Here is a 19360-nt window from a genome sequence, read left to right as displayed (position 1 = left end):
CAGTTTCTAAAATTGCCTCGGGGAAGCCAAGATGTGCGGAGGCCTGTCATGGAGCCAGACGCAAAGCTTGCGACAGAACTGGTCGGCCTGGCTGACCGGGATGCCTACCTTCGTGCGGCGAGCGAGCTTCTCCTGAACCTCTTCCCCTCGGAGCACGCGGCCTGGAACGACGTGGACGCGTGGACCCAAGAGTCCGGCGTTAGAGCTTTCCCCGAGCACTCGGGCGTCGATATCCCGAAGATGCTGCTCGAACTCTATGCGGAGCACCCCATCGTGATGAGCTTCCAGAGGGATCCGAGTGACAGCTTGCGGCGGCTCAGCGACCTCATATCGGACCGGCAGCTCTACCAGACCCGGGCGTTCCGTGAGGGGCTGTCGTTCCTGGACGTGAACCGGCAGCTTGTCTTCATGACCTCGCCTGCGAGCGATCACCGGTTCCGTGGGTGGTCGTTGAACCGCTGGGGACACGACTTCGGCGACAACGAAGTCGAATTGGCGCGGCATATTCAGCCGATGTTATGCCTCCTGGAGCATGCGTACCCGTGCGCGAAGCCGCGGGAAACACACAGCGAGGAGTACTCGTTGACGGTGCGGGAGCAGGAGATCCTCCAGTTCCTCGGCGAGGGTCTCACCGGCGTCGCCATCGGTCACCTGCTCGGCGTCAGCTCTCGGACAGTGGCCAAACACTTGGAACACGCCTACGCCAAGCTAGGTTGCACCAACCGGATTGACGCACTGCGGCGTTTGAGGGGCGAATGATGGAACCAGTCGCCAAGCTTGCGTCCGAGCTCGTGGGCCTGTCCGACCGGGACGAATACCTGCAGGCGGCAAGCGAACTTCTGCTGAAGATCTTCCCCGGCGAGAACGTCGCGTGGAACGCCCTTGACGCGCAGGGGCCGAGCGTCGTGGTCCGCGTTCACCCCAGGAACCCGGTCCTGGAAGATTCCACCGGAATCCTGCTTGAGATCTGGGAGGACCACCCCTTGGTTCGTAGCTACGTGGCGGACACGGATGAAGGAGTCTGGAGTCCGAGGCGGCTGAGCGACCTTGTGACGGACCAGCAACTCTGCCGGACCCGGGCCTACCGTGAGGTCCTCGCCCCGCTCGAAGCAGACAGGGAACTATCATTCCTGGTGTCACGCCCAACTCGATTCAGCATCCGGGGCTGGGCCATGAACCGGCTTGGCCGGGACTTCACGGACGATGAAATGGATCTTGCCCGGCACGTTCAGCCAGTGCTGCGGCTACTCGATAGGGCGTGTTCGAACGAACAACCAGGTCAACACTGGCGGGAATCTGCCGAGGAGCACGACCTGACGGTGAGAGAACAGGAGATCCTGCAGCTTCTCGGCAAGGGCTTCACCGGCGTGGCCATCGGCCACCTGCTCGGTGTCAGCACCCGGACGGTGGCCAAGCACGTGGAACACGCCTACACGAAGCTCGGCTGTACGAACCGCGTCGACGCCCTCAGGCGCTTAAGGGGTGGGTGATGGAAGCGGCAGCAGACCTCGCCGCCCAGCTGACGCGCCTGACCAGCCGGCGGGAATATGTGTGTGCTGCGAGCGAGATGCTGGCGAGACAATTTCCGGGGCTGGGCATCGGCTGGGCATCGCTCGACATCCGTACAGGAGAGGCCGAAGTGGCCAACTTCCCGGAGGCGCCAAGTGTCTCCCGGGAGATGCTCATGGAGGTCTACCGGGATCACCCGCTGATCGTGGGCTACATGCGGGGGACACAGTGGCGAGCCGGGGTTCTGCGGATGAGTGACGTCGTCTCCGACCGGGCGCTTCATGAAACACGTACCTATCGGGACGGCCTCCGGCCGCTGGGCGTTGATCGGCAGTTTTCGATTCTGCTGACCCCACCGCGTGCGGCCGGCATCCGGGCTTGGGCCATGAACCGCGGAGGGAGAGACTTCAGCGACAAGGAGATGGACTTGGGGTGTTCCATCCAGCCGGTTCTCCGGCTCCTCGACTTGGCATATAGCGAGCCCCGCGAGGGCATCGACCAGGATCGGGCCGAGGGGTATTCGCTGACCTCGCGCGAACAGGAGATCCTGCAGCTTCTCGGTAAAGGCCTCACCGGAGTGGCCATTGGCCACTTGCTTGGTGTCAGCCCCCGGACGGTGGCCAAGCACCTCGAACATGCCTACTTCAAGCTCGGGTGCACCAACCGGGTTGACGCCTTCAGGCGGCTGCGGGGCGAATGATGGAGCCAGCATCAGAACTCGCAGCACAGCTTCACAACCTCGCGGACCGCGATTCCTACCTTCAGGCCGCCGGAGAACTCCTTTTCGCCCTGTTTCCATCTGAGGGGATCGGCTGGACTGAGCTTGACAGTGCGGCGCGCACGGCCAAAATCTTCGCCTACCCGGATATGCCGCTGGACGGCAAGGCTGAAAGCCTCGTTGAGACAGCTGGGGATAACCCCTTCTTCCGCAGCTACCTTGACGACCTGACAGCTGGGATGTGGCAGCCCCGGCGGCTCAGCGACCTGGCAACGGACCTCGAACTGCACAGGACGCGCACCTACCGCGAGGGACTGCGTCCGCTGGGCATCGACCGGCAGATCGCGATGCTTTCCGACCGGATTGGTCCCGTCCGCGTCCGGGCATGGACGATCAACCGCCTGCGATGGGACTTCACTGACACGGAGGTGGAACTTGCCCAGCGACTTCAGCCGCCGCTTCGACTACTTGAACTCGCGTATGGCGAAAGCAGGGCCAAACACTTGGAGCACGCTTACGCCAAGCTTGGGTGCACGAACCGGATTGATGCGCTCGGGCGGCTGAGGGGCAGATGATGGATCCTGTTGCAGATCTTGCCGCACAGCTTCACGGTCTTGGGGACCGCGACTCTTATCTTCGGGCAGCCGGGGAACTGATGTGCAGGTTGTTCCCCTCGGAGATGATCGGTTGGCATCAACTTGACGGCGCGGCCCGGACCGCCGAAATCGTGCCGTATCCGGACATCCCGCTTGAAGGTTTTGCGCAGAGGCTCGTTGATACCGCCGACGAGAACCCGTTCTTCCGCAGCTACGTCACGGACTTGACCGTCGGGATGTGGCAGCCGAGGCGGCTCAGCGACCTCGTCACAGACCTCGAACTGCACCGGACTCGCACTTACAGCGAAGGCCTTCGGCCCCTGAGCATCGACCGGCAGATTGCTCTGCTTTCCGAGCGCAAGGGCGCTGTCAGCGTTCGGGCATGGGTGATCAGCCGCCTTCACCGGGACTTCACCGACGACGAAGTCGAACTTACATGCCGTCTTCAGCCTCTGCTCCGTCTCCTCGAAACGGCTTATGGAGACAGCAGGCAGCTGCCTGAAGATGCGTCCTGTTCCGAGGCGTACTCACTGACAGCGAGGGAACACGAGATCCTCCAGCTTCTGGGAAGGGGACTCACGGGCGTCGCGATCGGTCACCTGCTCGGCATCAGCCCAAGGACAGTCGCCAAGCACCTCGAACACGCTTACGCCAAGCTCGGGTGCACCAACCGGATTGACGCTCTGCGCCACTTGCGTGGAGAGTGACGCAAAGCTGCCCTCCCGGCTCGGCTGTCAGTGCTTCGGGTTCGCGCCAGTCGCACCCTATTCGAGTACGCATTATCGCGCATTTCCAGGCAGCGGGTCGGGGCCTACCGTCACGGGTATGAATGAGTCACAGTCGTCGTGCCGCGCAGGGTCGTACTCGTTCACGGGTTGTGGCGCGTCCCGCCGACTGGGATTTTGTCCAGCAGTTCCTCCAAGAGAAGGGATCGAGGTCTTGGGTCCCGCCCCCCTCACACCGACGCACCGACGCTGGCCTCTGCAGCTATCCCATTGAAACGGGATTCTGGAAGCCGGGGAGAGGATGGATAGGTCACGGCAGGCGGTTACCGGCGTTCCGATCAAGGGGCGCCTCGGTTCTTGCTATCCGGGCCATCTTGGCCGATCCAAAGGTGGAGTAATCGGCCGCCCGTGGTTCGCCCCAGAGGACCAGCATCTTGAGTGGCCCCTGGCCGGTGTTGCGCAGATCGTGCCGGCAGCCAACCCTCGCGAGGACCGCGTCACCGACTCCTATCGAATATGTTTCGTCTTCGACGGTCATTTGACCCATGCCCTCGGTGACAACGTAAATCTCTTCCAACGGGCGCCCGGGCTCGGCATGTGAATGAATACCCTCGAAGCCTCCGGGAGGCAATTCCCAAATTTGCAATGCCACAGGCAATTCTGACTGACCGTAAAAAAGCCACTGCATCCGTAGCGGCGAGCCCTCGTGCAGGTTGTAGGGAAACGCGTATGTTCCGGATCGCTCAAGCATCGATATCTCCTCATTACGGCTAAAGCATCTTTAGCCGAGCTGCCTTTGTTCATGCCGGGATGGGCATCATTTCCTCCGGATCCAGAGAGCCCCACCGGGGGACACGTTGCTTATCCTCCGATGATGCTGATGCTGCGATCCGGTAGAACAGACTCCGGCCAGTCCGATCGTCCGTGCTTCAGGCGCAGACCCTTGATGGTTGTTCCGGGGCCGGCGCAGTACTGGGACTTCCGGTTGGACGCCACGGCATTACGGTTGATTCAGGGCCTCGGTCGGCGCGGCGGTCAGCGGAGACCGAGATCACTGTCGACGTAGGAGCCGGGGCGGTTTCGGTTGTCGTGCTGGCAATTGCAGCCACCATCCACCTGCAGCCGAACAGTCACGGGACTAGATGACTCCAACTCGATATCTACGAACTCCTTCCCGCTACTGCTAATCCGGAGGGTAGGTGCCTGGTCTTGGTGCTGGGACATGGAGATAACCCTTACTTTGTGTTGGTGATGGGTGTGCCTAGGCGGCACGGGCCGGTAATGCCGCGTGCCGCCTCGGCGGGTTCCTATTTACTAGTTGCTGAGGTAGCCGTTCGGGTTCAGTACATACTTCGTGGCGGCTCCGGCATCGAATTCCGCATACCCGCGCGGGGCGTCCTGGAGCGAAATGGCTGTAGCGTTGACCGCCTTGGCGATTTGGATCCTGTCATGCAGGATCGCCATCATCAACTGCCGGTTGTACTTCATCACCGGGCACTGGCCGGTCGTGAAGGAGAGGGACTTCGCCCAACCGGTGCCTAGGGATAGGGATAGGCTGCCCTTCTGGGCGGCCTCGTCCGCGGCACCCGGATCCCCGGTGACATAAAGGCCGGGAATGCCCAGGGACCCGCCGGCGGCGGTGAGGTCCATCAGCGAATTGAGCACGGCGGCCGGTGCCTCCTGGGCCCCGGCACCGTGTCCGTGTCCGCGGGCCTCGAAACCGACTGCGTCGATCCCGGCATCGACCTCCCTGACGCCGAGAAGCTGCTCGATCTGGTCAGCCGGGTCGCCGTTGGCCACATTGACGGTTTCGCAACCAAAGGACCGGGCCTGGGCCAGGCGATCCTCATTGAGATCCCCCACGATGACCACGGCGGCCCCCAACAGTTGGGCGCTGGCCGCCGCGGCAAGCCCCACAGGACCGGCCCCGGCAACGTAGACAGTGGACCCGACGCCGACACCTGCCGTGACGGCCCCGTGAAAACCGGTCGGGAGGATGTCCGAGAGCATGGTCAGATCCATGATCTTCTCCAGGGCCTGATCCCGATCGGGGAACCGCAGCAGGTTCCAGTCCGCGTAGGGGACCAAGACGAACTCCGCCTGCCCGCCGACCCATCCGCCCATGTCGACATAGCCGTATGCGGACCCGGGACGGTCCGGGTTCACGTTCAGGCAGATCCCGGTCTTGCCCTCCTTGCAGTTCCGGCAGCGACCGCAGGAGATGTTGAAGGGGACCGACACGATGTCCCCAACGTTGATGAACTCGACGTCGGGCCCGGTCTCGATGACTTCCCCGGTGATCTCGTGCCCTAGGACGAGACCGGCCGGAGCGGTCGTGCGGCCACGAACCATGTGCTGGTCCGAGCCGCAGATGTTGGTGCTGACGGTGCGCAGGATGACCCCGTGCGGGACCTTCCGACCGACATTGACGGGATTGACGCCGGGGCCGGCCTGCAGTTCAAAGGTGGGAAACGGGGTATCGATGATTTCCACAATCCCCGGCGCCTTGTATGCAACGGCTTTGTTACCTGACATTGAATGGCTCCTATGGGTTGGCGATCGAACCCTCACGGTGATGCTGGTCGCATCAGACTGTCCGTGAGGTAGTTGTTGTCAGTTTTCGTGAAGCAAGTTGGTCACTTGGAAAAGTCCCTAATGCTGTCTGGCCTGGAACAGCTGGAGGCGGCTAGGCATCGATCACCAGATCGGTGCTCGCGGTAGAGCAGCAGGGCAGGAACTTGCCTGCATCGATTTCCCGTGCGCGGATCCCGCCCTGGTGGTTCATCTCGACCTCCCCGGAAAGCTTCACGACCTTGCAGGAGCCGCACATGCCCTCCTTGCAGTTCGCGCCGATCCTGACGCCCGCACGCTGGGCCACCCCGAGGATGTGTTCGGCGGGGTCGATGCGCACGTTGATGCCGGTGCGCATGAAGGACAGCGTGAGGCTTCCCGTTCCGACCGTGTCGAAGTTCGAGGCATCAGGGGACCCGGCCTCCGGTCCCACGTCCGTACCGCCGTCGAGGGCTTCGGGAGAGAGAGCGTCCGGGTCGATGGTTTCCAGCGGCAGCCCAGTGGCCTGAAGGGTTCCCTCGGCATCGTAGCCGGGTTCGTAGAGCCCGAACGCGGTGGGCTGGCTTTCGTAGTAGTCCTCGGCGGAATGGGCGATTTCCTCGGCGATTTCCTCCGCGATGTCCACCGCGAGCGCGAGCTCCGCTTGGTATTCAAGGATCGTCTGGCGGTCTCCCGAGAAGAATTCCATGTAGATGGAGGTGTCGTCGACGCCGACTGTCTTGAGGAGCTCGGTGGCGGTGTTCAGATAACCCTCGGGACCGCAGGCATAGACTTGGCGGCCGTTGGCATCGGGAGCCACTTCGTCGAGGATAGCCGCCGTCAGCCTTCCGGTGAGCCCTTCCCACCCCTCGGGTTTGCTGCGGTTTCCCAGGGAGTAGAAGACCTTGACGCGCGAGTCCACGGAGGCGATGTAGGCGAGCTCCTGGTGGAAGGCAAAGTCTCCGGCCGCCGCTCCGTGGTAGAGCACCACGACATCGGCCTGTCCGGGCAGGGAGTGGATGGTCCGCACCATCGACATGATGGGGGTGATGCCCGCGCCGGCGGCCAGAAACAGGTACCGTGCCCGCCGGTCGGCGTCGGGCAGGTGGAATGCCCCGACTGGTCCGAGCATGTCGAGAACGGTCCCGGGTTTGACGTTCTCGTGCACCCACGGCGAGACCTGTCCCGTGGGGTCGCGTTTGACTGTGATGTCGAAGGTCCAGGGCTTGGTGGGCGAACTGGACAGCGAGTAGCTGCGGTCCACCGCGTCCTGGTCCTCGCCGTTCACGGGAAAGGCGACGTTCACGTACTGGCCAGGACGGAACGCCAGCGGCGCACCGTCACAGCGGCGGAACACGAAGGTCATCATGCCGCCCACCTCGGGAACGATCTCGACACATTCGGCCATGAACTCCTGCGGATGCCAGGGGCCCAATGCGCGGGCGGCACCGGCGGGTCCCTCGGTGCTGCCCATCACCCTGTTCCACGGCATCTCTAGACCGCGGATGCGCTGTGGTTCCTGGATTGCCGTGACGGTGCCGAGTTCAATCATGCCAAGTGCTCCTGCACGCGCTGCACGTACCAGTTGATGAACGCCTCGACCTGGTATTCACTTTTCATGTACGGGCCGGGCTCGTAGGCGGGGCTGCTGGCGCCCTTCTGGCATAGCTCCACGAACGCCTTATCCTGCAGATTGGTCTGCTTCCAGGTGTACGTGAGTTTCTCCAGGTCGTAGTCGACGCCTTCCTCGGCATCGTCAGCCACCAGCCAGGTGGTGCGTACAAGTGTCTGGTGTTCGTTGATGGGGAAGACGGCGAACGTGATGACGTGGTCCCCGAGGAAGTGGAACCAGCTGTTGGGCTGCAGGTGCATCGAGCAGCGGCCAAGGCGGAAGTCCCGCAAGTCGCCGAGCAGCTTCTTGGAGAGCCTGCGCCCGTCGGGTGAGAACGATTCGCCTTCGCCGTCGAGCGAGTCCCGTGAGATGCGGATTCCCGCTATGCGGGTGTCGAGCTCCTCGATGACCTCATAGGGAAGGCCATAGCGGCGGCAACGCTCCTCGAGCGAGGACTGTGCTTTCTTGTTGCGGTCCCACACTTCTTCGAGATGGGCCGGGATCAGGCCCTCCGTCAGGCCCCAGGTGGGAAAGAGGGAGCAGGCGAGTTCCGGATGGCCGTCGCAGTGGTAGCACTCACGGTTGTTCTCCATGACGAGCTTCCAGTTGCCCTCCTCGATGATGTTCTGCTGGTAGGCGATTTTCGTCTTAGACAGATCGTGGGGCGCGAGGTAGGGCTCGAAGATCTTTCCGGTTTCGTCGAAATCCGTCGGTGGTTCGTCTGCGATGCAGACGAAGATGAGCCCGACGAACACGCGGCTGTCGGCGCGCTTGAGGCCGAAACAGCTCTTGTCAAACTTCGTTTCCCCCGGTGCCGAGGCGTGGATCAAATCGCCGTTGGGGGAGTAGGTCCAGGAGTGATAGCCGCATACCAGGTTTCCAGTGGACCCCGCGGGTTCGGTCAGGACGCGGGCGCCGCGGTGGCGGCATACGTTGTGCAGGACGTTCACGCTGCCGTCGTCGTTGCGCAGCACGATCAGGGAGTAGGGTCCGTAGTCGACGGTGACGTAGTCGCCCGGCTCCGGCAGTTCGGCGATGCTGGCGGCAAAGATCCAGTGCTGGCCGAAAATGGCCTGCATGTCGATGTTGAAAATCGTCGGGTCGGTGTAGAAGGGGGCATCGAGGGAATATCCCACGCGCCGGAAATCGAACAACTCGGTGATTTCCGCCACCTGCTCGGCAGGCAATGATGAAGCGAGTTTTCCGCGTGAATTGAGCGGCGCGTTCACTAGAGCAGACATGGGTTTCCTCCCGGGAGGGCTGGGCCGGCGTGCGAGTCGTGGGGCCCACGGAGTTGGCGGGGCAACCGGCGTTGTCGAAACGTTGTAGTCATGAGATTAGGGAGGATCGATCTGCAATAAAAGCGCAAGATTTCGGAAATAACCATGCATAATAGGTGCATGATTGATCCGCGGCTCTTGACACTTCGGGTGTTTGCCCGGTGCGGCACCGTTGGGGCAACCGCGGAGCTCACGGGGTATTCTCCTTCCGCCGTCTCCGCGCAATTGCGGGAGCTGCAGCGGGTGCTTGGAATGCAGCTACTGACGAAGGACGGCCGGGGGGTGCGGCTGACCGCCACGGGCCGCTATCTCGTGGCGGGCTCGGACGCGCTCATTGCGCAATGGGAGAGCCTGCGCGCGGCGGCCATGGCGGCCGGCGACCAAGTGCAGTCGCATTTTGGGCTTGGCGGATTCTCCACAGCGGCTGCCCAGTTGCTTGCGCCGCTGGCCGCCACCCTGCGCTCGACACGCCCCCTGCTGGACGTACACGTACTCGAGGCCAACCCTGCCCGCTGCTTCGACTTGTTGGTTGCCGAGCGAATCGATCTCGCGGTCATCGTTGCGATGCAGTCCGACATCTATGTTGAGGACGATCCGCGCTTCGAGCAGACCGTCTTGCTCGACGATCCCTTGGATGTGATCATTCCCTCCGACCATCCCTTGGCATCTCGGGAAACGGTGACGCTCGAAGAGCTGGCTTCGGAACCTTGGATCACCGAGGCCGCCGGTTCTACCTACCATGCCCTATTCACCGCGGCCTTCACGGCAGTCGGGGTGACACCGCGAATTGCCCATGAGGCCGTTGAATGGGAAACGCAGATCGCCTTCGTTGGTGCGGGGCTGGGAGTGGGCCTGCTGCCGCGGCTGGCGCCCCTGCGAAGTGCCGAAAACGTGGTTAGGCTCCGCATTACCGGCAAGGGGAAACCCGCGCGCCGCATTGTCGCTGCGGTGCGCAAGGGCAGCATCGCATCGCCTCTGATCCAGGAGTCGCTCGGCATCCTGCAGGTCAGCGCCAATCGGATACTCACCGCCCGCCCCGAAGTCGATCTCTGAGAGCGGACGGCCGCGATTTGTTGCCGACAAGGCCAGCAGGTCCTGATGGCGGCCACGCGTCCGCCGGGGTCCTTCGGCTGCTCGGCTTCATCGGCATCAAAGGCCGGACTCTGTACCCGGTCCCGGAGAGACTCGAAGGCCAGGGCCTAGGCGTGCGCCCATTTGCCCCCGTTATGCCCGACCTCTTCGGTAGGGATTATCGGGGTCTGTAGCCCATTTTCGCGCTAATTGACAGTCCGGCCGCGCGGAGCCCTTCGATGAGTCCGGGGTCCTCTTCCGGAGTGAATCGGAACGCAGGACCGGAGATACTCACGGCAGCGATTACATTCCCAAGATGGTTACAAATGGGAACTGCGACCGCTGACAGGCCGATTTCGAACTCCTCGCGGACTATCGCATAGCCTTGCCGGGAAATTTCGAGCAGCTGTTTCTCTAGTTGCGCACGATTTTTCACGGTACGCGGAGTGCGGGCTGGCAGGCCGACGGTCTTGAGGATGGTGTCTCTTTCGTCCACCGGAAGGGCAGCAAGCAGAACCTTGCCGCTTGACGTGGCATGCAGGGGCGTGAGGCTGCCGACCCAGTCGTAGGTTGCGAGCGTGGAGGGGCCCATGGCCTGGTCCACGTTGACGGCGTAGTTCGATCGCAGGACGGCCAAGTTCACTGTTTCCTTGTAGCGCGCAGCGAGGCTCTCTAAAACGTCGCTGGCCTCTCGCACCACGCTCAACCGGCCTGGGATGGACGAAGCCAATCGCAGGATTCCAAAGCCCAGCTGATACTTGCCGCGTTCGCTGTTCTGGCGGACCAGTTCGCGACCCACCAAGGACCCAACGAGGCGGGATACTGTGGATTTGTGGACGCCCATCTCCTCAGCGATCTCACTGACGCCGGCATCACCCACACGGGCGAGGATATCCAGGATCTGGAGGGCACGGTCCACCGATTGGACGCCGCCGCCCTGTGCGTCTACGCCCTGATCCGGGTCGTTGCGTTCGACCATGTCGCCTCGTGTCTTTGTTCATGCGGAGTACCCAGGCCTGGAAGTCCCAGACGAACTGCCACCTCGTCATGTTTCATCCTAGACCGGCTCAGGCGCCGGCTTTTCAACCGGCACCCCAGCCTCCACGCGGCTGAGCAAATCCAAGGTTAAGACAGGGGCGCCCCAAAATGTGGGGTGCCCCCGAGGTAGCGGCGTGCGCCGGCATACGAGAAGAAGAGGGCGCGCAACTGATATCGCGCCCGTATTGGGTATTCGGTGCCTGAATGGTCGGCACGAAAGCGGTGAATCTTCCTACACCGAGTCATTCCTCACATGCGACGCTCGGTACCCGAGACTTTGTGGAAGCGATGGTCTCGTTCGGCTGTGTCCATGGGAGCGGGAGCACGGGAACGGGCTCAGCGGACAGGACGCCGTCGGGGGGGAACGGCCATGACGCCGTCCGCCCAGGCAAGACCGCGCATCATGCCCGGTCCTGCATGTGAGACCGGAAATGCTAGTCCCTGGTTAAACGTGCAGGGGATGAGGCGCGTACGCCCCGGGTTGGGATCAACGTCAGCGCCCGAGATCACGTGTCCAACTGCGCTCATGGACATGTTTCCGAGGGCTGCCAGAAGCGGCTCTGCGAGCGTGACCAGCGCCATCATTGCAGCGAGGGGGTTTCCGGGAAGGCCGAGGAGGAACCGACCGTCGGGAAGTTCGGCCAAGACAGCGGGGTGGCCAGGGCGCATGGCGACGCCGTCCAGCAACAGCCGGCCGCCCAGGGCGGCTACCGCGGCGCGGAAATGGTCTGTGCCGGATCGGCCGGTTCCCCCGGTCGTTATGGTTACATCGGGTCGCTGCCCGGTGAGGGATCCAGAGTCTCCGAGGGCCGAGAGCCAGTCTTGGTAGGAGTCGCCGATACGGAAGGGGCTGCCGGGTGTGGCTCCAAGAAGGGAAATGACCGACGCAAGTTGCGGACCGAACGTGTCCCTGACCTGTCCCGGGGCCGGAACACCGGAGGTTATGACCTCAGCACCAGTCAGAACTATCGCTACCATCGCTCGTCCGTGGACCTGCAGTTCGTCGTTACCGGCTACAGCAGCCAGGGCAATGTGGGCCGGGTTCATTAACGTACCCGCCGGGATCAACACCTCGCCCGCCGTGGCCTCTTCGCCGGCACGGCGGATGTGCCGACCGGGCAGTGGCTCGCCGTGCCTCCCGTGGTCGTTGAGCGTCAACAGGAGCTCGCCTTCCGCATTGTGGGTGAGATGGCCACTTTCTGTGCGGAGTATCGAGTCGGCGCCCGACGGTACCAGTCCACCGGTGGCGATGGTGCTGGCCTCGCCGGGCGACAACGTGCATCCCTGTGGGGAAAGGCTCCAGGGGCCGGTGCCATTGACGGCCCAACCGTCCATTGCCGAGGAAGCGTAGTGGGGAGTGTTCTGCCGGGCGATGACGTCGCGGGCCAGTGTTCGGCCTAGTGATGAAGCGAGTGGGACGCCCACCGGCGGGAGTGCTGATGCGCAATCAAAGGCAATCTGGCGCGCTTCGGACCAGCTTGGGCCGGGCCTTCCGGCGGGCTGGCGGATAAGGGTGGACGCGGAAGCGCGACCGTTTGCGGCTATTTCATGAGCTGGCATGGCGGGCCTTTCCTGACTGTTTCATGCGCCGCGGGTCCGCGGCCCGTCCACACCCTTGGACGCTGTTGACGTCGTCATGTCGGCGCTCACGTTTTGCTCCGTTCCAGCCGCACGATGACGGATTTTGACGTCGGTGTACCGCTGGTGTCAGCCACCGAATCGAGCGGCACAAGCACGTTGGTCTCCGGGTAGTATGCTGCCGCACAGCCCTTCGGTGTCGAGTACGAAACGATCCGGAAGTTCTCGGCCCGCCGCTCTGTCCCGCGGAACTCTGAAATCAAATGAACCATGTCACCGTCTTTGAACCCCAGTTCAGCGATGTCAGTCTCGTTAACCAGGACCACCCGACGTCCACCGTGGACACCGCGGTATCGGTCATCTTTGCCGTAGATGGTGGTGTTGTACTGGTCATGTGAGCGCAGGGTCTGAAGGACCAGCCGCCCCTCGGGTACCTTGATGTATTCCAGCTCATTGCCGGTAAAGTGGGCCTTGCCGGACGCGGTCTCGAACTGTCTGGCGTCCCGCGGAGGGTGGGGGAGAACAAAGCCGCCAGGGTGCTCGATCCGCTCCTCGAAGTTTTCGAAGCCGTCGATGACCGCCTCGATGTGTTTCCGGACGAGGGAGTAGTCGGCTTTCATCGAGAGCCAGGCAGCTTTGGGTGTGTTGGGCAGCGGGAGGCTGTCACTGTCGGTGAAGAGCTTGTGGGCGAGGTTGCACACTATGGCTACTTCTGAGTGGAGGTGCTCGCTGGCCGGCTTGATGCGTCCGCGGGACGCATGGACGGCGCTCATCGAGTCTTCCACCGTCACCCGCTGGTCGCCGGTGCCCTGCGGGTCCTTTTCGGTCCGACCCAGCGTCGGGAGGATCAGCGCGCGTCGGCCCGTGGACACGTGGGAGTGGTTCAGCTTCGTGGAGATCTGTACGGTCAGGTCCGTGTTGGCCAATGCCCGTTCCGTGACCTCGGAATCCGGGGCCGCCCGGACGACGTTTCCACCCATTCCAACGAACACGCGGACCTTGCCGTCCCGCATGGCACGAATCGCTGCAACCGTGTCGTAGCCGTGCTTGCGGGGGGAAAGGAACTTGAACTCCTTGTCCAGCCTGTCATGGAACGCCTCTGGCATCTTTTCGAAGATGCCCATGGTGCGGTCGCCCTGGACGTTTGAGTGGCCGCGGACAGGGCAGACTCCCGCTCCGGCCTTGCCGATGTTGCCCTGAAGAAGCAGCACGTTGACCACGTCACGGAGGGTGGGAACCGAGTGCTTGTGTTGCGTCAGGCCCATGGCCCAGCAGACGATGGTGGCGTTGGAAGCCAGCAGGCGTTCGCCGGTGGACTTGATTTGCTCCAGGGTCAAGCCGGTGGCTTCGACGATGTCATCCCACTCGACCTTTTCGAGGTACCGCAGGTATTCCTCGATGTCCACGGTGTGGTCCTTGATAAATTCATGGTCGAGGACCGTGGGCAGTCCAGGGGTCCTCCTCCCTTGGGCCTCCGCCTCCAGGAGGTACTTGCCGAGCCCTTGGAAGAGGGCCTGATCGCCACCGGCCCGGATCTGCAGGAAGTCGTCGGTCAGTTGCGTGCCAACGAGCGTGCCGGAGATGGTCTGTGGATTCTGGAACCGGAGGAGCCCGGCCTCGGGAAGTGGATTGACGGAAATGATGCAGGCACCGTTCTTCTTCGCCTTTTCCAGTGCGCTGAGCATGCGAGGGTGGTTGGTGCCCGGATTTTGCCCGGCCACGAAAATCAGCGAAGACGTCTCCAAGTCGGTGAGACTGACGGAGCCCTTGCCGATGCCGATGGTTTCAACGAGGGCTGAACCCGAGGACTCATGACACATGTTGGAGCAATCGGGGAGATTGTTTGTGCCCAATCCCCGCACGAGGAGTTGGTAGAGGAAAGCTGCTTCATTCGATGTCCGCCCGGAAGTATAGAAAACTGCGTCGTCGGGGTGGTCCATGCCTTTGATCTCTTGCGCGATCAGCTCGTAGGCAGCGTCCCATTCGATGGGTGTGTAGTGCGTTGCGCCTTCGTCCAACAGCATAGGGTGTGTGAGCCTGCCCTGCTGGCCCAGCCAGTAGTCGTCCCGCGTTTTCAGGTCCTCGATGGAATGCTGGGCGAAGAATTCAGGCGTAACGCGGCGGCGGGTGCCCTCTTCTGCCACTGCCTTGGCGCCGTTCTCACAGAACTCGGCTGCGTTGCGCTTTTCGTGCTCGGGCCACGCGCAGCCCATGCAGTCGAACCCGCCGGTCTGGTTGACTGCAAGCAGCGTTTGGGCGCTGCGCAACGGACCCATCTGCTCAAGGGAGATCTTCAGCGAGTTGACGACCGCGGGAATGCCAACGGCCTTGTTCTTGGGTTTGGTGACGGTCAGCTTTGACTCGTCGATATTATGTTTAGGGGCTTTTGAAGCCATGTGATCTTCCCTTCAGACTTTGCAGGAAATGGGTGTGGGCGGCGACCCTTTGAGGCAATGTGGAGTGTCGAAAGCCAAGGGGAAGCTATGAAGCGGCTCGAGAGCGACCATTTGGATGCACCTGGGTGCCCCGGGGCTTCAGTAGGGGTATCCACGCCTTCAACCGCCAGGATGGATCATCCGGCGGTTCCAAGGAGTAGGGTGCGCGACTGTTTCCGCGCGGCCTCGGTTGTGTGCAGGAGAAGCAGGGATGTGGTGACGGAGCCGACGCCGCCTGGGACGGGTGTCAGTGCCGCGGCAACGCCGCGCACGCTGGCTTCGTCGACATCCCCCACGAGGGTGCCGTCGGGAAGGACGTTGGTGCCGACGTCGATCACTACTGCAGCAGAAGAAACGTGGTCGCCATTCAACAGGCCGGTCCGCCCGGCAGCGACGACCACGACGTCGGCGGTCTTGGTGTAGTTCTCAAGCGGACCTGACTTGGAGTGGCAGACGGTGACGGCGGCGTCGCGTTCCAACAGCAGCAGGGACAGCGGCTTCCCCACGACGGCGGAACGGCCAATAACGACGACGTTCCGGCCTGCGAGTGGGATGTCGAAGTGGTCAAGGATCTCGATTACGGCGCGGGCCGTGGCAGGTGCGAACGAGGGCTGGCCGACAGCCAATCGGCCAAGACTCAACGGGTTCGCGCCGTCGATGTCCTTCTCCGGGGTAATGTGCCCGACCAGCTCATCTGTCTCGACCCCGGGGGGCAGAGGCGTCTGGAGGATGATGCCGTTGACTGATGGATCAGTGCTGAGCCCCTGAAGTGAAGCGGCTAAGGCCTCGCCGGTAGCATCGTGGCCAAGGTCCACAATCCGGCAACTGATCCCGGCCCTTTCTGCGGCCCGTTCGATGGACCGGACATACCAATGCGTGGAGCCGTCGTCGGTAGCCACAACCACTGCGAGCGTTGGGTGCAGGCCGTCGGCGTCGAGGCGCCGGGCCTCATCGTGGGCATTCTGCTGAATGGCCTTTGCCAGTGTCTTTCCGGAGAGGAGTAAGGTGCTCAACCGAGGATCCTTTCGCGCACGCGCCGTACGAGGGAGTCTGCTGGCAGGATGACCTTTTCTTCCAGGCCGTCGGTCTGGTCAGTCAACCGTGAACGGGCTCCGGCATCTTTGATGGCAACCACGTTAATGTCGATATTCACCCTGGCGGTGGTGGCGGCTGCGCGGGCGGCGTCGGCGGCAGCGGCGATGTCGCTGATCACGTTTGCGTTCGCGACCTCGAAGAGTTCCGTGGCAAGCTCCACGATGGCGCCGGCGAGCTGGATGAGCTGGGCCGGGGGGTGCGCGGCCAGGATGAGGGCTTCCTGGATGGCCGCGGTTCGTGCGGCCTTGAGATCTTCCTTTCCGGACGGAAGCTTGTACGAATCGATGACGCCTTGGAACGCCTGCTGGTCGGCGTCGGCCAGGCGAAGGGTCTCAACTACCAGCCCGTCGGCGGCGCTGATGATCCGTTGAACGAGTTGGGCGTGTTGCTCGTATTTCGGACCGGTGGTGTATCTGGCAACCATGGCGACGAGAGCTGCCCCCTGGGCGGCGTGGAGGGCCGCGGCTGCGCCGCCGCCTGGGGTGGGTTCCCGTGAGGCAAGGCTGGCGAGGTATCCGGTGATTGTTTCTGAACTGATCATGTGTCTTCCTGGGCTGAAGCTCGAGCCGACGAGGCGGGATTGGGGACGAGCCGTCGAAGAGCGGCGGCCCGGACTCTGGTGAGTCCGGGCCGCGGGCCCTTAGTGGTCCGGCGGGTGGTTAGCCGCGGAGCCTGGTCATCGTGGGGTCGTAAAGCGGATCTGCGGTGACTGTAGCCTGGATGCGTCGTCCGAAGTACTCGATCTCGACAGAATCACCAACGGACACAGCGGCCGGGAGGTAGGCGTAAGCGATCGGTTTGGCGACGGTGTAGCCGTAGGCGGCACTGGTGACATAGCCGACCGCCTGGTCCTTGTAGAAGACCGGTTCTTTGCCGAGCACAATGCTGCGGCCGTCGTCGACCGTCAGGCAGCGCAAGCGGCGGGTGGCGGATTCCTCGGTACGGCCTTCCAAAGCGGCCTTCCCGACAAAGTTCTCCTTGGTCATTTTGACGGCGAATCCGAGGCCAGCTTCCAGCGGGTCGTGCTCGGTGGTCATGTCAGTGCCCCACGAGCGGTAACCCTTTTCAAGACGCAGCGAGCTGAAGGCGGCCCGGCCCGCGGCGATAACGCCGTGAGGCTGCCCGGCCTTCCACAAGGCATCCCAGAGGCGCTGGCCGTTGTCTGCATTGGTGTAGAGCTCCCAGCCGAGCTCGCCGACGTAGGACAGGCGCATCGCGGTGACGGTGACGCCGCCGATGACAACCTTTTTGGCACGGAAGTAGCGGAGACCGTCGTTGGAGAAATCGTCGCTGCTGACGGTGCTGATCAGGTCCCGGGCCAGCGGACCCCACAGGCCGATGCAGCACGTGCCACCCGTCGTGTCGCGCACCTGGACCCAGTCGCTGGCGCTCCCGCTTTCGGTCTGATGGCGGGCTGCGCGGTCAAAGTAAGCGGTATCGACATTTCCGTTCGCTCCGAGTTGGAAGGTGTCTTCTCCCAGCCGGGCCACGGTGATGTCGCTTCGGATGCCGCCGGCGTCGTCCAGCAGGAGGGTGTAGGTGACTGCGCCGGGCTTCTTTGCCATGTCCGCGGTGGTGAGTTCCTGCAGCAGCTTCAGCGCTCCCGGGCCGGAGACCTCGAGGCGCTTGAGCGGAGTCATGTCGTACATGGCCACCGCTGTGCGGGTCTTCCAGGCTTCGGCAGCGGCAATGGGCGAGCTGAACATCCCGGACCAAGCGTCACGGGCCGGGGGCTGCCAATCAGCCGGCATCTCCTTCAGCAGCTCCGCGTTGGCTTCGAACCAGTAGGGGCGCTCCCATCCGCCGCCTTCCAGGAAGAACCCTCCCAAAGCCTTGTGGCGGGCGTAAAAAGGGCTGACCCGGAGGTTGCGGGGGGAGAGCTTGGACTGGAGCGGGTGGAGGACGTCGTAGATTTCCACGAAATTCTGTTGTGACGTTTCACTGACGTACTCCGGTGTCAGCTGGACCTCTTCGAAGCGGTGAATATCGCAATCACCCAGATCGATCTCCGACCTGCCGGTGGTCAACAGTTCGGCAACGGCGCGGGCGATACCGGCAGAGTGGGTCACCCACACGGCTTCCGCGACGAAGAAGCCGTCCAGTTCCTTGGACTCGCCCACCAAGGATCCGCCGTCGGGAGTGAAGGAGAAGATGCCGTTGAAGCCATCCTCGATGTCGGTTTCCCGCAGCGTAGGAAGGATGCGCTTGGTGGCTTCCCATGCCGGGAGGAAGTCCTCCAAGGTGAAATCCAGCCGGGAGGGCATGTTGTGTTCGCTAATCGCGGCGGGATCAAAGGTGCCGAGTTCGTCTAGGTCCACGGGCATGGGGCGGTGGGCGTAGGAACCGATGCCGTAGCGTTCGCCGTGCTCGCGGTAGTAAAGGTCTTGGTCCTGGTGTCGCAGGATGGGCAAGGAGGCCCCGTTGGGCAGTTCGTTCTTGCCCTTCAACACCGGCACCGGGGTGGTCTTGACGTACTGGTGGGCCAAGGGCAGAAGGGGGACGGACATGCCGATCATTTCGCCGATCTTGGCACCCCAGAAGCCTGCGCAGGAAACCACGATGTCCGCGGGGACAACACCTTCAGACGTCTGGACGCCCGTGACCCGCCGGCCGGACTGTTCGATACCCGTGACCGTGGTGTTGCCCCGGTACTTGACGCCCGCGGCTTCCGTACGCTTGATCAGCAGCTGAACCGCGCGGGCGGCGTTGGCCAGGCCGTCGCTGGGGACATGCAGGCCTCCCAGAATGTCTTCCTCGTTCAGGAGCGGGTAGAGCTCCATGCACTCTTCACGCGAAAGGATCTTGCCGCTAATTCCATACGATGCTGCGTATCCGAGCTTCCGCTTCAGGTCCGCGAGACGGGTCTCGGTGGTGGCGACCTCGAGGCCACCGACCTGGTTGAAGCAACTGACGCCGTCCTCGGCCAAGGACAAAAGCTTCTCCACCGTGTACTTGGCGAAGAGCGCCATGGACTTTGAGGGGTTGGTCTGGAAGACAAGACCTGGGGCGTGGGACGTTGAGCCCCCGGGCATGTTCAGCGGCCCTTGGTCCAGGACCGTGATGTTGTTCCAACCCCGGGTGACTAGTTCATCGGCCAGGTTCGTGCCGACGATTCCAGCTCCGATAATGACAATGCTTGGCGTCGAAGCCATG

16 protein-coding genes are annotated in these 19360 nt (G+C 62.9%); 6 read left to right on the top strand and 10 right to left on the bottom strand.

Translation table 11 applies throughout. The features are described from left to right. Window positions 1-48: 48 nt before the first annotated feature. From ABEA18_RS10470 to ABEA18_RS10450, 5 genes are read left to right on the top strand one after another with little or no spacing between them, the layout of a single operon-like run. Window positions 49-759 carry a helix-turn-helix transcriptional regulator gene (locus ABEA18_RS10470; RefSeq protein WP_345449311.1) on the top strand — a complete coding sequence of 237 codons (711 nt, stop codon included), beginning with the start codon at window positions 49-51 and terminating at the stop codon, window positions 757-759. Then, window positions 756-1490, top strand: coding sequence for a response regulator transcription factor (locus tag ABEA18_RS10465; RefSeq protein ID WP_345449310.1), 735 nt, complete (start codon window positions 756-758; stop codon window positions 1488-1490). The genes ABEA18_RS10470 and ABEA18_RS10465 overlap by 4 nt, the downstream gene beginning before the upstream one ends. Next, window positions 1490-2209: a helix-turn-helix transcriptional regulator gene (locus ABEA18_RS10460; protein ID WP_345449309.1), complete on the top strand. Its 720-nt coding sequence runs from the start codon at window positions 1490-1492 to the stop codon at window positions 2207-2209. The genes ABEA18_RS10465 and ABEA18_RS10460 overlap by 1 nt, the downstream gene beginning before the upstream one ends. Continuing rightward, the gene (locus ABEA18_RS10455) at window positions 2206-2802 is read left to right on the top strand and encodes a hypothetical protein (RefSeq protein WP_345449308.1); all 597 of its coding nucleotides are present in this window, start codon (window positions 2206-2208) and stop codon (window positions 2800-2802) included. The genes ABEA18_RS10460 and ABEA18_RS10455 overlap by 4 nt, the downstream gene beginning before the upstream one ends. Beyond that, window positions 2802-3530 (top strand): helix-turn-helix transcriptional regulator, encoded by a 729-nt coding sequence (locus ABEA18_RS10450; protein ID WP_345449307.1) that lies wholly within the window; start codon window positions 2802-2804, stop codon window positions 3528-3530. Before ABEA18_RS10455 ends, ABEA18_RS10450 begins: the two co-directional genes overlap by 1 nt. A gap of 328 nt (window positions 3531-3858) precedes the next feature. On the opposite strand, the gene ABEA18_RS10445 is transcribed toward ABEA18_RS10450, so the two are convergent. The 4 genes from ABEA18_RS10445 to ABEA18_RS10430 all read right to left on the bottom strand — a co-directional run bounded on the left by ABEA18_RS10445 (window position 3859) and on the right by ABEA18_RS10430 (window position 8951). Then, complete coding sequence (locus tag ABEA18_RS10445) at window positions 3859-4299, bottom strand: cupin domain-containing protein (protein ID WP_345449306.1); 441 nt, start codon at window positions 4297-4299, stop codon at window positions 3859-3861. 563 nt (window positions 4300-4862) lie between these two features. Further along, complete coding sequence (fdhA, locus tag ABEA18_RS10440) at window positions 4863-6083, bottom strand: formaldehyde dehydrogenase, glutathione-independent (protein ID WP_345449305.1); 1221 nt, start codon at window positions 6081-6083, stop codon at window positions 4863-4865. Between the two features lie 151 nt (window positions 6084-6234). Continuing rightward, window positions 6235-7650, bottom strand: a complete 1416-nt coding sequence (locus tag ABEA18_RS10435; protein ID WP_345449304.1) for a ferredoxin reductase — start codon at window positions 7648-7650, stop codon at window positions 6235-6237. Next, on the bottom strand, window positions 7647-8951 hold the full coding sequence (locus ABEA18_RS10430; protein WP_345449303.1) for an aromatic ring-hydroxylating oxygenase subunit alpha: 1305 nt from the start codon (window positions 8949-8951) through the stop codon (window positions 7647-7649). The genes ABEA18_RS10435 and ABEA18_RS10430 overlap by 4 nt, the downstream gene beginning before the upstream one ends. 159 nt (window positions 8952-9110) lie before the next feature. On the opposite strand from ABEA18_RS10430, the gene ABEA18_RS10425 reads away from it, so the two are divergent. Continuing rightward, window positions 9111-10043 (top strand): LysR family transcriptional regulator, encoded by a 933-nt coding sequence (locus ABEA18_RS10425; RefSeq protein WP_345449302.1) that lies wholly within the window; start codon window positions 9111-9113, stop codon window positions 10041-10043. Window positions 10044-10239: 196 nt separating this feature from the next. Here ABEA18_RS10425 and ABEA18_RS10420 read toward each other — a convergent pair whose 3' ends face one another. The 6 genes from ABEA18_RS10420 to ABEA18_RS10395 all read right to left on the bottom strand — a co-directional run bounded on the left by ABEA18_RS10420 (window position 10240) and on the right by ABEA18_RS10395 (window position 19359). Beyond that, the gene (locus ABEA18_RS10420) at window positions 10240-11040 is read right to left on the bottom strand and encodes an IclR family transcriptional regulator (protein ID WP_345449301.1); all 801 of its coding nucleotides are present in this window, start codon (window positions 11038-11040) and stop codon (window positions 10240-10242) included. Between the two features lie 395 nt (window positions 11041-11435). Continuing rightward, window positions 11436-12659, bottom strand: a complete 1224-nt coding sequence (locus ABEA18_RS10415) for a molybdopterin molybdotransferase MoeA (protein WP_345449300.1) — start codon at window positions 12657-12659, stop codon at window positions 11436-11438. A gap of 86 nt (window positions 12660-12745) precedes the next feature. Further along, the gene (locus ABEA18_RS10410; protein WP_345449299.1) at window positions 12746-15073 is read right to left on the bottom strand and encodes an FdhF/YdeP family oxidoreductase; all 2328 of its coding nucleotides are present in this window, start codon (window positions 15071-15073) and stop codon (window positions 12746-12748) included. A gap of 176 nt (window positions 15074-15249) precedes the next feature. Beyond that, entirely contained in the window at window positions 15250-16125 is an 876-nt protein-coding gene (locus ABEA18_RS10405; RefSeq protein WP_345449298.1) for a bifunctional 5,10-methylenetetrahydrofolate dehydrogenase/5,10-methenyltetrahydrofolate cyclohydrolase, read from the bottom strand. After that, entirely contained in the window at window positions 16122-16748 is a 627-nt protein-coding gene (locus ABEA18_RS10400) for a cyclodeaminase/cyclohydrolase family protein (RefSeq protein WP_345449297.1), read from the bottom strand. The genes ABEA18_RS10405 and ABEA18_RS10400 overlap by 4 nt, the downstream gene beginning before the upstream one ends. 118 nt (window positions 16749-16866) lie before the next feature. Beyond that, the gene (locus ABEA18_RS10395; protein ID WP_345449296.1) at window positions 16867-19359 is read right to left on the bottom strand and encodes a GcvT family protein; all 2493 of its coding nucleotides are present in this window, start codon (window positions 19357-19359) and stop codon (window positions 16867-16869) included. Window position 19360 lies beyond the last annotated feature (1 nt).

The organism is Arthrobacter gyeryongensis (genome assembly GCF_039543785.1).
GTDB lineage: Bacteria > Actinomycetota > Actinomycetes > Actinomycetales > Micrococcaceae > Arthrobacter > Arthrobacter gyeryongensis.
The sequence above is the reverse complement of the archived record's forward strand: the minus strand, read 5'-3'. Positions and strand labels throughout refer to the sequence as shown.

Excerpts from the sequence above, each read along its gene's own strand:
- ABEA18_RS10470 (WP_345449311.1), top strand. The coding sequence starts at position 49 with ATGGAGCCAGACGCAAAGCTTGCGACAGAACTGGTCGGCCTGGCTGAC.
- ABEA18_RS10465 (WP_345449310.1), top strand. The coding sequence starts at position 756 with ATGATGGAACCAGTCGCCAAGCTTGCGTCCGAGCTCGTGGGCCTGTCC.
- ABEA18_RS10460 (WP_345449309.1), top strand. The coding sequence starts at position 1,490 with ATGGAAGCGGCAGCAGACCTCGCCGCCCAGCTGACGCGCCTGACCAGC.
- ABEA18_RS10455 (WP_345449308.1), top strand. The coding sequence starts at position 2,206 with ATGATGGAGCCAGCATCAGAACTCGCAGCACAGCTTCACAACCTCGCG.
- ABEA18_RS10450 (WP_345449307.1), top strand. The coding sequence starts at position 2,802 with ATGGATCCTGTTGCAGATCTTGCCGCACAGCTTCACGGTCTTGGGGAC.
- ABEA18_RS10445 (WP_345449306.1), bottom strand. The coding sequence starts at position 4,299 with ATGCTTGAGCGATCCGGAACATACGCGTTTCCCTACAACCTGCACGAG.
- fdhA (WP_345449305.1), bottom strand. The coding sequence starts at position 6,083 with ATGTCAGGTAACAAAGCCGTTGCATACAAGGCGCCGGGGATTGTGGAA.
- ABEA18_RS10435 (WP_345449304.1), bottom strand. The coding sequence starts at position 7,650 with ATGATTGAACTCGGCACCGTCACGGCAATCCAGGAACCACAGCGCATC.
- ABEA18_RS10430 (WP_345449303.1), bottom strand. The coding sequence starts at position 8,951 with ATGTCTGCTCTAGTGAACGCGCCGCTCAATTCACGCGGAAAACTCGCT.
- ABEA18_RS10425 (WP_345449302.1), top strand. The coding sequence starts at position 9,111 with ATGATTGATCCGCGGCTCTTGACACTTCGGGTGTTTGCCCGGTGCGGC.
- ABEA18_RS10420 (WP_345449301.1), bottom strand. The coding sequence starts at position 11,040 with ATGGTCGAACGCAACGACCCGGATCAGGGCGTAGACGCACAGGGCGGC.
- ABEA18_RS10415 (WP_345449300.1), bottom strand. The coding sequence starts at position 12,659 with ATGCCAGCTCATGAAATAGCCGCAAACGGTCGCGCTTCCGCGTCCACC.
- ABEA18_RS10410 (WP_345449299.1), bottom strand. The coding sequence starts at position 15,073 with ATGGCTTCAAAAGCCCCTAAACATAATATCGACGAGTCAAAGCTGACC.
- ABEA18_RS10400 (WP_345449297.1), bottom strand. The coding sequence starts at position 16,748 with ATGATCAGTTCAGAAACAATCACCGGATACCTCGCCAGCCTTGCCTCA.
- ABEA18_RS10395 (WP_345449296.1), bottom strand. The coding sequence starts at position 19,359 with ATGGCTTCGACGCCAAGCATTGTCATTATCGGAGCTGGAATCGTCGGC.